The sequence below is a fragment of the Cellulosimicrobium sp. So1_17 genome, assembly GCF_055181235.1.
Map to the genome: position 1 here is coordinate 3330703 of NZ_CM143702.1, position 12554 is coordinate 3343256.

Below are 12554 nucleotides of genomic sequence, written 5' to 3' on the forward strand. Positions count from 1 at the left end.
CGCGCCGCGGCCGGTCTGCGCCGGCCGGTGTCCCGCCGGGCCTCCCGGACGGTGTCGGTGCGTGCGGCTACGGTCGCACCATGCGGTTCCTGCACACGTCCGACTGGCACCTCGGGCGCACGCTCCACGGGGTCGACCTCCTGGAGCACCAGGCCGCGTTCGTCGACCACCTCGTCGAGCTCGTCCGTGCCGAGCGGGTCGACGCGGTGCTCGTCGCCGGAGACGTGTACGACCGGGCCATCCCGCCGGTGGAGGCGGTCTCGCTCCTGTCCGACGCCGTGGCGCGCATCGCGGAGCACGCGCACGTCGTCCTGACACCCGGGAACCACGACTCCGCGGTCCGCCTCGGCTTCGCCGAGCAGTTCCTGCGGCCGGGCGTCCACCTGCGCACGCGGGTGCCCGACGTCGGGGCTCCGGTCGTCCTGGCGCCTCACCCGGGGAGCCGGGCGGGGGCGGGCGACGGGACGATGCTCGTGTACGCCCTGCCCTACCTCGACCCCGACGCGGCACGGTCCGTCCTCGCGGACGACGCGTCGAGCCCGCTCGCGCGGTCCCACGAGGCCGTCATGAGCGCCGCGATGCGCCGGGTGGGCGGGGACCTCGCACGTCGTCGCGCGAGCGGGTTCGTGGGCCGGGCGGTCGTCATGGGCCACGCGTTCGTCGTGGGCGGGCTGGTGTCCGAGTCCGAGCGGGACATCCGGGTCGGTGGCGTCGACGCGGTGCCCGCCGGTGCGTTCGGCGGGTGGGGCCTCGACTACGTGGCGCTCGGCCACCTGCACGGTCCGCAGCGCGTCGTCGTGCCCGAGGTCGCCCGGGACGCGCCCGGAGAGGCCGGCCCCGTCGCGGGTGCCGCGGCGCCCGTCGCGCGGTACTCCGGGTCGCCGCTCGCGTTCTCCTTCTCGGAGGCGCGCCAGCGCAAGTCCACGGCCCTCGTGGACGTCGGACGGCTGGGGGAGTCGGGCGACGACGCGGTCCAGCTCGTCCCTGCGCCGGTTCCTCGTCGGCTGGCGGACCTCACGGGGACGCTCGACGACCTGCTCGGCGCCGCGGGGGAGGACCACGTCGACGACTGGCTGCGCGTCGTCGTCACGGACCCGGTGCGCCCCTCCGAGCTCTACGCGCGCGTCAGGGGGCGGTTCCCGCACGCGCTCCAGGTGACGCACCGTCCGCCGCGCCCGGCCGAGCGGGAGACCGTGACGGCCGTCGGTGCGGGGCACGACCCGCTCGACGTCGCGCGCGACTTCGTCGAGCACGTCTCGGGTCGCGCGCCGTCGGACGCCGAGGTCGTCGTGCTGCGCGGCGCGCTCGAGGACGCACTCGCCGCGGACCGGAGCGCCTGATGCACCTGCACTCCCTGACCTTCCAGGCGATCGGACCGTTCCCGGGGCAGCACCGCATCGACCTCGCGACGCTCGGCGCGTCGGGCATCTTCCTGCTCGACGGACCGACCGGGTCGGGCAAGTCCACGATCATCGACACGATCGTCTTCGCCCTCTACGGCAAGGTCGCGTCGGAGGCGACGAGCGACGACCGGCTGCGCTCGGCCTTCGCGGCGGGGGACGTCGAGTCGTTCGTGGACCTCGTGCTCGAGGTCCCGGGCGGCGTCTTCCGCGTGCGCCGGACCCCCGAGTACCGCCGCCCGAAGAAGCGCGGCGAGGGCATGACGACGCAGCAGGCGTCGGTCCGGCTGTGGCGGCTCCCGGCGGTGCCGTCCTTCACGGACGAGGACCCGCAGGGCGAGCTGCTGTCGGCCCGGCTCGACGAGGCCGGGGCGGAGATCCAGCGTCTCGTCGGTCTCGACCGGCGCCAGCTCGTGCAGACGGTCGTGCTCCCGCAGGGGGAGTTCGCGAGCTTCCTGCGCGCCGAGCCCGAGAAGCGCCGCGACCTGCTGCAGAAGGTCTTCGGCACCGAGGTCTACGAACGGTCCGCCGCACGGCTCGGCGAGCTCGCGCGGGCCGCCCGTGCCCGGACGGACGTCGCGCGGCAGGGCGTCACGGGCGCCGTCGAGCACTTCACCGGGGCGGCGGGCCTCGCCGTCGACGCCGCGCACGAGCTGCGGGAGGCCGCCCGCGACGACGCGTGCCTGCGCCGGGCGACACCGGACGACGTCGACGCGCTGCTGGCCGGTGGCGTCGCGGACGTGGACGCGGACACGGATGCCGGGTCGGTCGTCCCTGCGGCGGCCGAGCCCGCCGAGGAGGCGACCGCCCGCGCCGGGGTGCACGCGCTCGCGCTGGCGCGCGCCCGGCGTCGCGAGGCGGAGGCGGACGAGCTCGTGGCCGCCGAGCTCGTCGCGAACGAGGCGCTCGTCGTCGCGCGCGACCGCCTGGAGGTGGAGCGGTCGACGGCCGCGGCGCTCGACCGCCGCGCCGCGCTGCGCGCCGAGCGCGCACGCCTCACGGAGGCCGAGCCGCGGGTCGCGGAGCACCGGCGGCGGCTCGACGCGGCAGCACGCGCGGCGGTCGTCGCTCCGGCGGCGCGGAGCGCGGTCGCCGCGGCCCACGCCCTCGGGGCTGCGCTCGAGCGCGAGGAGCTCGCGCGTGCCGGCGTCCCCGCGGGGCTCGCGGGCGCTGACGAGAGCACGCTCGAGGCAGTGCGCTCCGACCTCCTGACGGCGACCGTGCGCGTGCAGCGGCTCCTCCCCGTCGGCGCTGCCCTTCCGGCGCGCGAGCGCGAGCTGGCCGACGGTCGCAAGGACGTCGAGCGCGCCGCCGAGGAGCGGCACCGCGTGCTGGCCGAGCGTGCCGGCCGTCCCGCTGCGCGCGAGGCGCTCCGGCAGCGCGTCGTCGTGCTCGGCGAAGCAGCGGGCCGGCTCGGCGAGCTCCAGGAGCGCGCCCTGCGGGCACGCGCGGTCGCCACCGCGGCGGGAGACGCCGAGGCGCTGGACGCCGAGCTGGCCCGCGCCCTCACCGACCGGGCGAGCGCCGCCGAGCGCGCGCGCGACGCCGTGGAGGCCGAGCGGCGCGTGCGCACCGCGCGCATCGCCGGGATCGCGGGCGAGCTCGCCTCCGGCCTCGGTGCCGCGGAGCCGTGCCCGGTGTGCGGCTCGCCGGAGCACCCCCGACCCGCCACGCGGACCGACGACCACGCGACGCCGGCCGACGTCGAGGCGGCCGAGGCGGCGCGCTCCGCGGCCGAGGCCACGCTGGCCGACGTGTCCGGCCGGGTCGTCGCGCTCACCGAGCGCCGCGACGCCTTGCGGCACGCGGCGGGAGGCCTCGACGCCGGCACGGCGTGTGACCGGGTCGCAGCCGTCGAGGCCGAGGCCGAGGCCGCGCGGGACGCGGCGGTCGAGCGCGCGGCCGCCGAGCGCGCGCTCGACGAGCACGACGCGGTCACGGCCGCGCTCCAGGAACAGGCCGCGGCGCTGGCCGAGGCCGTCGCGGCGGGGACGTCCCGGCTCGACGAGCTGGCCGCTGCCGTCGACGCCGACCGGGCGGAGATCGCGCGCGAGACCGCCGCCGCGCTCGCGCTCGTCGACGGGCCCGTCGGGGCGGACGCGCCGGCCGGGTCGGACGGTGCACGGGCGACGGACGGGCCGGGGCGTGCGGACGGCACGGAGACGGCGCTCGACGGCACCGGGGCGCGCAACCAGGTCGCCGTGCTCGCCGCGCGACTGGCCGAGCGCGTCCGGTCCGTCGCCGCCCTCGCCGAGGCGCACGCGGCGGTCGCGGTCGCCCGGCGCGACGTCGACCGGCGGGACGCCGAGGTGGCGGACCTCGTGGCCCAGGGCGGTTTCGCCGACGCCGCGGACGCGCTCGCCGCCGTGCTCGAGGGCGCGGACCGGACGCGGCTCGAGCACGAGGTGTCGCAGCACGCGGCGGCGCTCGCGATGCTCCGCGCCGGGCTCGCCGAACCGTCCGTCGCCACGCTCGCCGAGGACACGACCGCGGACGTCGACGCCGTCCGGGCCGCCGTCGCCGAGGCCGAGGAGGCGGCGCGGGCGGCGACGCGACGGCACGAGTTCGCCGCGCGGCAGGCAGCGGCTGCGGCGGACGGGGCCGACGCGATCGGCTCCGCGGTCGACGTGTGGCACGCGGCCCGCGCCGACGCCGCGCCCGTGACCCGGATGGCCGCGCTCGCGGCCGGCACGGGCAGCGACAACGTCCAGGCGCTGTCCCTCGCGACGTTCGTCCTCGTCCAGCGGTTCGAGGACGTCGTCGCCGCCGCGAACGACCGCCTCGCGGAGATGTCCTCGGGACGCTACGAGCTCGTCCGCAGCGCGACGCGCGAGGACGTGCGGTCGCACCGCACCGGTCTCGCGATGAAGGTCCTCGACCACGTGACGGAGCGCTCGCGCGACCCGCGCACCCTCTCGGGCGGGGAGACGTTCTACGTGTCCCTGTGCCTCGCTCTCGGCCTCGCCGACGTCGTGACCGCCGAGGCGGGCGGCGTCGAGCTCGGCACGCTGTTCGTCGACGAGGGCTTCGGGAGCCTCGACGCGGAGACGCTCGACGTCGTGCTGGGGGCTCTGGGGCGGCTGCGGGCAGGGGGACGGGTCGTCGGCGTCGTCTCGCACGTCGAGGCGCTCAAGCAGGCCGTCGCGGAGCGCGTCGAGGTCCGGCGTGCGCCCGGGGGCGGGAGCACCCTCGCCGTGCGAGCGTGAGACGAGGCAGGAGCACCGGACGACGAGGAGTGGCGTGGCCGACGACGCGACGGGACCCGACGCGCGTCCCCCGTCCACCGGGCGCAGGCTGCACCGCCTGCGCCGGAGGTGGGACCGCGAGGCCGGTACGTACGACCGCGCCATGGCGGTCGCCGAACGACGGCTCTTCCCGGGCGTGCGGCAGCAGGTGTGCGCGCTCGCGCAGGGCCGCACGCTCGAGGTCGCGGTCGGCACCGGGCTCAACCTCGCCCACTACCCGGCGGCCGTGGTCGCCGCCGGCTCACGGGTGTGGAGTGGAGCCCGGCCATGCTCGACCACGCCCGACGGCGCGCGGCCGACCTCGACCTCGACGTCGACCTCCGGCTCGGCGACGCACAGGACCTCGACCTGCCCGACGGCGCGTTCGACACGGTCGTGTGCACCTTCTCGCTGTGCGCGATCGCGGACCACGAGGCAGCGCTCGCGGAGATGGCGCGGGTCGTGCGGCCCGGCGGTCTCGTGCTCCTCGCCGACCACGTCGTCTCGACGTCGTGGCCGCTCCGGCTCGGTCAGGCCGTGGCGGAGCTCGTGAGCGTGCCGATCGCGGGCGAGCACTTCCGCCGCCGGCCGCTGCGCTGGGTCGAGGAGCACGGTCTCGACGTCGAGCGTCAGGAGCGGTCGCGGCGCGGCGTCATCGAGTGGGTCGCGGCGCGCACACCCGCTCGACCAGCTCCGTGACCGCGCGGCGGAGCGCGTCGCGCCCCGGTCCACCGCCGTCGTCGGACGCGAGCGCGGCACGGTCGAACGCCGCGGAGAGCAGGAGCGTCAGCGCGTCGAGCTCGCGGGCGCCGGGACCGTCCGCGCCCGGCACGTCCGCGCCCCGCACGCCAGCGCCGGGGGCGTCCGCGCGCATCGCCGCCTGCAGCCCTTCGCGCAGGGTGCGGCGCGCGTGCCGCGCATCGAGGTCGTCGGCCGCTGCCGCGCCGAGGACGGCCGGGGCGTCGACGAGCAGCAGCCGCGTGCGGCCCGGGACGGCCATCGCGTCGAGGTAGGCGGTGGCGCCGGCCGCGAGCTGCCGGCGGGCCGCGGCCGGGGTGTCCTCCTCGGCCGGGGCCGCGGTCTCGATCTCCCGCGCGACGGCCTCCGCCTCGGCCTCGACGACGGCACGGAACAACGCCTGCTTGTCGGCGAAGTGGTGGTAGAGCGCGCCGCGGGTGACGCGCGCGGCGGTGGCGATCCGGGGGGTCGACGTCGCGGCGTACCCCTTCTCCACGAACAGCGCCCGAGCGGCCGAGACGAGCGCCGCCTGCGTGGTGCGGGTCCGCTCCTCGTTGCTGCGCCGGGTGCTGCGGTCTCGCGGTGCCTCTTGCATACCGACAGACTGTACGTCATTCTGGAGAAACAGACAGACTGTATGTCAACCGTCCGGAGCTGCCGGATCTCTCCGGCCCGGGCGCGAGGAGAGGACACCGTCGTGCGCATCACGAGCTGGTACCCGGTGATCATGACCGGCGACGTCGCGGGGACCGCCACGTACTACGTCGATCACCTGGACTTCCGGCCGCTCTTCACGAGCGACTGGTACGTGCACCTGCAGTCCGTGCACGACGAGTCCGTGAACCTCGCCGTGCTCGACGGCGACCACGAGACGATCCCGGAGAGCGGTCGGGGCTGGGCGGGCGGTCTGCTGCTCAACCTGGAGGTCGAGGACGTGGATGCGGTCCACGCGCGCTTCGTGGACGCCGGCCTCCCGGTCCTGCGGTCGCTGCGCGACGAGGCGTTCGGCCAGCGGCACTTCATCACGGCCGACCCGAACGGCGTCCTCATCGACGTCATCACGCCGATCCCCCCGACGGGCGAGTTCGTCGAGCAGTACGACCCCTCCGTGCTGCCGACGGGGTGACGCTCTCGATGTCACGAACGGACGTCGTCACCGTCCCTCCCCTGGGGGCAGGGAGGCGGCACGTCGGTCCGGTCGAAGGAGAGCAGCATGGCAGCAGCATCGTCCCTTCTGGAGCGTGAGCTCCGGCGCATGGAGGTCATCGAGCGCCGCGAGCAGCTCCGTCTCGTCGGGCGTGTGGCACCGCGCGTCGCGGAGCGGCGCCGGTGGGCCGACGCGCCACGCCGGCAGTCGCCGACGACCGCATCGCGCTGAGTCAGCCGATGGGTTCGCCCAGCCCGGCGTGCACTCGCGCGCGGAGCAGCACGGCGTCGAGCATGTCGGGTGTGAGCCGTCCCGTGAAGGTGTTCTGCTGGCTCACGTGGAAGCACCCCAGGAGGGTGAGGGTCTGCTCCTGGGCTGCGCCCCCGCCGTCGGGCACGGGTGCACGACGCCGCAGCGTCACCTCCGCGCCGTGCGCGAACCGGGGGCGCGGGCGGGGGACCTCCCACCCCTGCTCGGCGAGCGTCGCGAGCAGCGCCTGCCAGCCGAACCCGCCGAGCACGACGGCGACCCGCACGGTCGCGCCCAGGAGCTCGACCTCGCGCGCGAGGTACGGGCCGCAGCGCTGCCGCTCCGCGGGGAGCGGCTTGTTGTCGGGCGGCGCGCAGCGGACGGGCGCGGTGACGCGGACGCCCGTGAGCCGCAGGCCGTCGTCGGCGCTCACGGACGTGGGCTGGTTCGCGAGGCCGGTGCGGTGCATCGCCGCGAAGAGGAAGTCGCCGCTGCGGTCGCCCGTGAACATGCGTCCCGTGCGGTTCGCGCCGTGGGCGGCGGGAGCCAGGCCGACGACGAGGATCCCCGGCCGGTCGTCGCCGAAGCTCGGGACCGGCCGCGCCCAGTACTCGTCGTCCCGGAACGACGCCCGCCGGACGACCGCGACGTGCTCGCGCCACGCGACGAGCCGCGGGCACGCGCGGCACTCCACGAGGTGCGCGTCGAGCGCGTCGAGCGTCGGCGCGTCACGCACCTCGCGAGGGTAGGCGTCGTCGTCGGGCGTCACGCGGCCATCCTCGCCGAGAACGGTCCCCGTCGATCGCCGAGCACGACCTGAGAGTCGCGAACGGGCCGGAAACGGCCCTCAGGTCGTGCTCGGCAGCGAGCAGGTACGTGCTCGGCGTCCCGCGTCAGGCGTGGACGTCCGCCGTGGCGGGCTGCGGGGTCGGCGGCAGCGACGTCGTGCTGTCGACGGGTGCGGCGAACGTGCGACGCACGGCGACGAGGATCACCCCCGCGACGGCGACGACACCGAACATCACGGCCGCCATGGTCACCGCCGGCGGTCCGCCCAGCAGGCCCGTGACCGGCGCGATGACCGCCCCGACGCCGAACTGCGCCGCGCCGATGAGCGCCGCCGCGCTGCCCGCCCTGTGGGCGTTGCGCTCCAGCGCGATCGCCGGGACCGACGGCATGACGAACCCGGCCGTGCCGAGCGTGAGCACGATCAGCGGGACGAGCACCGCGAGCCCGCCGCCCGCGAGCGCCGCGACGAGGAGCGCGCCCGACAGGACGAAGCCCGCGGCGATCGCGGCCTGGAGGATCCGCTCGGGCCGGACCCGCCCCACGAGCGCGCCGTTGATCTGCGACCCGGCCGTCACGGAGACGGCTCCGGCGCCGAACACGATCGCGTACTGCTGCGCGGACATCCCGAACGTCTCCTGGAAGACGAACGTCGACGCGGAGATGTACGTGAACATGGCCGCCATGTAGAACCCCGCGATGAGCGCCAGCCCGACGAACGACCCGTCGGAGAGCAGCGACCCGTACGAGCGCAGTGCGGCGCCCGTGCCACCGGTCCGGCGGCGCTCGACGGGCAGCGACTCGCGCAGGCGCAGGAGCACGACGACGAACAGCACGACCCCGACGCCGGCGAGCGCGACGAACATCGAGCGCCACGTCCACAGGTGCAGGAACTGCGCGCCGATGGTCGGCGCGAGGATCGGCGCGACGCCGACGACGAGCATGAGGCGCGCGATGACCTTGCCGATGCGGTAGCCGTCGAACAGGTCGCGCACGATCGCCATGGACAGGACCATGCCCGCCGCGGCGGACAGGCCCTGGACGAACCGCAGTCCTGTGAGCGCCTCGACGGAGCCGGCGAACACGATGCCGACCGACGCCGCGACGTAGACGGCGAGCGACACGAGCAGGGGCAGGCGCCGCCCGACCGCGTCCGAGAGCGACCCGATGAGCAGCTGCCCGAGCGCGAGGCCGGCGAGCGTCGCGGTGAGCGTGAGCTGGACGCGCGACGCGGTGGTGCCGAGCTCGTCGACGATCTCGGGGAACGCGGCGAGGTAGAGGTCGATCGTCAGCGGGCCGACGGCGGTCAGGGCCGACAGCAGGATCACGAGACCCGCGGGGATCCGCTGGTCGCGGGGGAGCCGGGTGCGGCGCGCGGGTGCCGTCGTGGTGGGGGCGTCGGGGGTCGTCGACGCGGGGGGTTCGGAGGGCATGTGAGCGGCAACCGTGATCGCGCACGACGTGTTCCCGCACGCCGTACGCGATCACGTGCTGAGACGGCCGCCCGGTCGCGTCAGCCCTGCGCGTCGCGCCAGGCCACCCACTCCTTGGTGAGCGTGAGGTCGTAGTCGGGGCCGTCCGTGTCGGTCGTGAACAGCGTCGCGCCGGCGGCGACGAGCTCGTCCGCGACCTCGCTCGGCGGGCGCGAGACCCCGATCGACCGCTCGACGAGCGCACCCGTGTCGCGCCCGACCGCCGCGCCGTGCTCGTCGAGGATCGCGCTCTTGCGCGTGAGGGTCGACGCGTCGCCGAAGGAGTGCCACACGTCGGCGTGCTCGGCGACGAGGCGCAGCGTCTTCCTCTCCCCGCCGCCCCCGATGAGCACGGGGATGTCACGCGTCGGCGCGGGGTTCTTCGCGGCCCAGCGCGCCCGGATGCGGGGGAGGGCGTCCGCGAGGTCGGCGATGCGCGAGCCCGCGGTCCCGAACTCGTAGCCGTACTCGGCGTAGTCGCGCTCGAACCAGCCGGCACCGATCCCGAGGATCAGCCGGCCGCCGGAGATGTGGTCGACCGTGTGCGCCATGTCGGCGAGCAGGTCCGGGTTGCGGTAGCTGTTGCACGTCACGAGCGCGCCGATCTCGACGCGCTCGGTCTGCTCCGCCCAGGCCGCGAGCATCGTCCAGCACTCGAAGTGCTTGCCGTCCGGGTCGCCGCTGAGCGGGAAGAAGTGGTCCCAGTTGAAGATCACGTCGACGCCGAGGTCCTCCGCGCGCAGCACGGCGTCGCGGATCTGGGCGTAGTCGGCGTGCTGCGGCTGGAGCTGGACGCCGATGCGGAAAGGGTGCTGCGAAGAGGTCATGGGCGGCAATCTACGTCGCCGTCGAGCACGAAGCCGCCCGCGGTCGAGCACGACCTGGGGGACGCGAAGGTGCTCAGAACGGCCGTCATGTCGTGCTCGGCGGACCTAGGGTGGGCGCATGAAGCGCCTCGTCGGTGTCCTGGTCGTGCTGGTCGTCCTCGTCGGGGTCGCGGTGGTCGCGGACCGCATCGCCGTGCGGTCGGCCGAGCGAGGCGCCGTCACCGCGTTCGAGCAGGAGGCGGACGACGTGACCGGCGCGCAGATCGACATCACGGGCTTCCCGTTCCTCGCGCAGGTCGCGCGCGGCGAGCTCTCGCACGTCACGGGCTCGGCCGACTCGGCGACCTTCGCCGGCTATGCCGTCTCGGACCTCCAGGTCGACGCGCGCGGGGTGGGGACGTCGGAGCCGTACACGGTCGCGTCGGGCACGGCGTCGGGCGTCCTCGCGGAGTCGTCGCTGCAGGAGGCCGTCCAGGAGCAGTCCGACCTCGACGTCACGGTCACCGCCGACGGCGACGTCCTCGCGCTCGGGGTCGACGTGCTGGGCCTGCCCGTCACCGTCGACGTCACGCCCCGCGTCTCCGGTCCCGAGACGCTGGCCGTCGACGTCGAGGCGGTGCGGACAGGTCTGGGCGTCGTGTCGGTCGACGACCTCCCCCCGGGGGTCGCCGGGGCCCTCACCGACCTCCAGATCGCCCTCGACCTTCCCGAGGGCGTCGCGCTCGACTCCGTGGCCGTCGCGGAGGGCGGGGTCCGGGTCGCGGTCACGGGGACCGACGTCGTCGCCACGGACCTCGTCGCGTCGTGAGCCCCGGGCGAGGTGCCGCGCGCGGACCCGAACCGGGGACACCGGCGGTCGACGGCGACGGCGTGCGCGCGGCGCGCCTCGCCGCGCACCGGCTGCGGTCACCCGACCTGCCGGACGTCGCGACCGCCGTCGGGCACCTCGTCGCGGTGCAGGGCCAGGAGTTCCACCCCGCGCTGTGGGGGCTCACGCGCCGGCTCGACCCGGCGGTGCGGCCGGGCGCCGCGGGTGCGGTCGCGGCGTGCGACCGGGGCGAGGTGCTGCGCACGCACGTCCTGCGGCCCACGTGGCACCTCGTCCGGCCCGACGACGCGCGCTGGCTCCTCGGGCTCAGCGCGCCGCGCGTGCACGGGACCAACGGGACGATGTACCGGCAGGTCGGCACCGCCGATCACGCGCGTCAGCGCGACCTCGTCGTCGAGGCCGTGCAGGACCGCCCGCGCACGCGTCGCGAGCTCGCCGCGCTCCTCGCCCAGCGCGACCTCGCGCTGGACGGCATGGCCCTCGGGTACGTCCTCATGGCGGCCGAGCTCGACCGTCAGGTGATCAGCGGCCCGGTGCGCGGGAAGCAGCAGACGTACGCCGCGTTCGACGACCGGGTCCCTGCCGGGTACGGGCCGCTCGGCGCGACGTTCGACCGCGACGCGGCGCTCGTCGAGCTCGTGCGCCGGTACCTCGCGAGCCGGGCGTGCGCGACGGTCAAGGACGTCGCGCAGTGGTCGGGCCTCACCCTCACGGACGTGCGCCGCGCGCTGGACCTGCTCGGCGAGGAGGTCGTCGCCGTGCCCGGAGGGGGTGCGCTCGACGCCCTCGTGCTGTGGCGGCTCGCCGACGACGCCGCGGGGGAGCGCGTGCTCGACCCCGAGCGGTATCTCGCCGTCAGGGGCCCCGACGGCCATCCCGGGGGTCCCGTCGTCGACCTCCTGCAGAGCTACGACGAGCTGTTCATGTCCTACGGCGAGAGCCGCGGCGTCGTCGTCGCGCCCGGCGTCGACCTGGGCGACCGGCTCGGGTCGTTCATCCACGGTCTCGCCGTCGACGGCGTGGTCGTCGGGCGGTGGCGGTGGGTCGTCGGAGCGCGTGACGTCGCGGTCGAGACGCAGTGGCACCGCGACCCGACCCCGGCGGAGCGTGCGGCGTTCGCGGCGCAGGCCCACGAGGTCGCGACGCACTGGGGTCTCCCGCTGCGCGACGTCACGTCGTAGGGTTTCGGTCGAGCCGTCATGAGGACGGCCGGGCCAGGGGGGCACGATGACGTCGGAGCGACCGGGAGCACCGCCGCAGGGGGCGGCGCGGACACCGTCACGGTCCGGGCTCGTGCTCGCCGGCGGAGTCGTCGTGGTCCTCGCGGGCGTCGCGCTCGCGCTCGGTCCGGCGCTGGCACCGGTTCCTCGCGCCGCGACGGCCGACGAGAGTCCGGCACGGCACGTCCCCGACCCGGAGGTCGAGCCGAGGACCGGCGGGGAGGCTCTCGACCCGCAGCCCGCAGAGCAGGCCCGCCCCGTGCTCCCGACGAACGGCATCCGCGACTGCTCGTCGGCGGACCAGCCGTCGCAGGGCTCCGTGAGGGTCCTCGGCGAGGACGGCGAGGAGTACGAGCACCGGGGCATGGAAGGGCCGTGGAGCAGGTTTCCCGCGGACGAGGAGGGGAACGTCCTCCCGGTCGAGCAGTGGCCCCTGTCGGACCTCGAGCACGCGGTGATCGCCCAGGTCGAGACGACCACCCGCACGGTGCTCATGACCTTCGACCGGCGGACCTGCGCGCCGGTCCCCGACTACGTCGCGCCGTCGCTCGACCACCTGCCGCCGTCCACGGTCGTCGTGCTCGACGTCGAGACCGGTGCGGTGGTCGCGGAGGAGCGGGTCACGCTCGTCGAGAGAACCTGAGCTCGCGTCGAGGCGCGCC

The 12554-nt window shown here is 75.8% G+C and carries 12 protein-coding genes; 8 read left to right on the forward strand and 4 right to left on the reverse strand.

Features of this window, described 5'->3' with window-relative positions:
• The first annotated feature begins 80 nt into the window (after positions 1-80).
• The 3 genes from ACZCLJ_RS14720 (at position 81) to ACZCLJ_RS14730 (ending at position 5323) form a co-directional block, all read left to right on the forward strand.
• Entirely contained in the window at positions 81-1340 is a 1260-nt protein-coding gene (locus ACZCLJ_RS14720; protein ID WP_463104263.1) for an exonuclease SbcCD subunit D, read from the forward strand.
• Positions 1340-4606 carry an AAA family ATPase gene (locus tag ACZCLJ_RS14725; RefSeq protein WP_463104264.1) on the forward strand — a complete coding sequence of 1089 codons (3267 nt, stop codon included), beginning with the start codon at positions 1340-1342 and terminating at the stop codon, positions 4604-4606. Before ACZCLJ_RS14720 ends, ACZCLJ_RS14725 begins: the two co-directional genes overlap by 1 nt.
• A gap of 306 nt (positions 4607-4912) precedes the next feature.
• Positions 4913-5323, forward strand: coding sequence for a class I SAM-dependent methyltransferase (locus ACZCLJ_RS14730; protein WP_463104265.1), 411 nt, complete (start codon positions 4913-4915; stop codon positions 5321-5323).
• Here ACZCLJ_RS14730 and ACZCLJ_RS14735 read toward each other — a convergent pair.
• Positions 5277-5957, reverse strand: a complete 681-nt coding sequence (locus ACZCLJ_RS14735) for a TetR/AcrR family transcriptional regulator (protein ID WP_251152690.1) — start codon at positions 5955-5957, stop codon at positions 5277-5279. The genes ACZCLJ_RS14730 and ACZCLJ_RS14735 overlap by 47 nt on opposite strands.
• Before the next feature lie 102 nt (positions 5958-6059).
• Between ACZCLJ_RS14735 and ACZCLJ_RS14740 the strand changes: the two genes are divergently transcribed.
• Together ACZCLJ_RS14740 and ACZCLJ_RS14745 are read left to right on the forward strand one after the other, a co-directional pair.
• Positions 6060-6488: a VOC family protein gene (locus tag ACZCLJ_RS14740; RefSeq protein ID WP_463104266.1), complete on the forward strand. Its 429-nt coding sequence runs from the start codon at positions 6060-6062 to the stop codon at positions 6486-6488.
• Between the two features lie 87 nt (positions 6489-6575).
• Entirely contained in the window at positions 6576-6740 is a 165-nt protein-coding gene (locus tag ACZCLJ_RS14745; protein WP_251152688.1) for a hypothetical protein, read from the forward strand.
• A gap of 1 nt (position 6741) precedes the next feature.
• On the opposite strand, the gene ACZCLJ_RS14750 is transcribed toward ACZCLJ_RS14745, so the two are convergent.
• The 3 genes from ACZCLJ_RS14750 to ACZCLJ_RS14760 all read right to left on the reverse strand — a co-directional run bounded on the left by ACZCLJ_RS14750 (position 6742) and on the right by ACZCLJ_RS14760 (position 9843).
• The gene (locus tag ACZCLJ_RS14750) at positions 6742-7527 is read right to left on the reverse strand and encodes a uracil-DNA glycosylase (protein ID WP_463104267.1); all 786 of its coding nucleotides are present in this window, start codon (positions 7525-7527) and stop codon (positions 6742-6744) included.
• Between the two features lie 124 nt (positions 7528-7651).
• Positions 7652-8977 carry a multidrug effflux MFS transporter gene (locus ACZCLJ_RS14755; protein ID WP_463104268.1) on the reverse strand — a complete coding sequence of 442 codons (1326 nt, stop codon included), beginning with the start codon at positions 8975-8977 and terminating at the stop codon, positions 7652-7654.
• Between the two features lie 80 nt (positions 8978-9057).
• Positions 9058-9843, reverse strand: coding sequence for an LLM class F420-dependent oxidoreductase (locus ACZCLJ_RS14760; protein WP_463104269.1), 786 nt, complete (start codon positions 9841-9843; stop codon positions 9058-9060).
• A 118-nt stretch (positions 9844-9961) separates the two neighbouring features.
• Between ACZCLJ_RS14760 and ACZCLJ_RS14765 the strand changes: the two genes are divergently transcribed.
• From ACZCLJ_RS14765 to ACZCLJ_RS14775, 3 genes are read left to right on the forward strand one after another with little or no spacing between them, the layout of a single operon-like run.
• Positions 9962-10651: an LmeA family phospholipid-binding protein gene (locus ACZCLJ_RS14765; protein ID WP_463104270.1), complete on the forward strand. Its 690-nt coding sequence runs from the start codon at positions 9962-9964 to the stop codon at positions 10649-10651.
• A complete protein-coding gene (locus ACZCLJ_RS14770; RefSeq protein ID WP_463104271.1) occupies positions 10648-11853 on the forward strand; it encodes a DNA glycosylase AlkZ-like family protein in 1206 nt (401 codons plus the stop codon). Before ACZCLJ_RS14765 ends, ACZCLJ_RS14770 begins: the two co-directional genes overlap by 4 nt.
• A 46-nt stretch (positions 11854-11899) precedes the next feature.
• A complete protein-coding gene (locus tag ACZCLJ_RS14775) occupies positions 11900-12535 on the forward strand; it encodes a hypothetical protein (RefSeq protein WP_463104272.1) in 636 nt (211 codons plus the stop codon).
• The last annotated feature ends 19 nt before the right edge of the window (positions 12536-12554 follow it).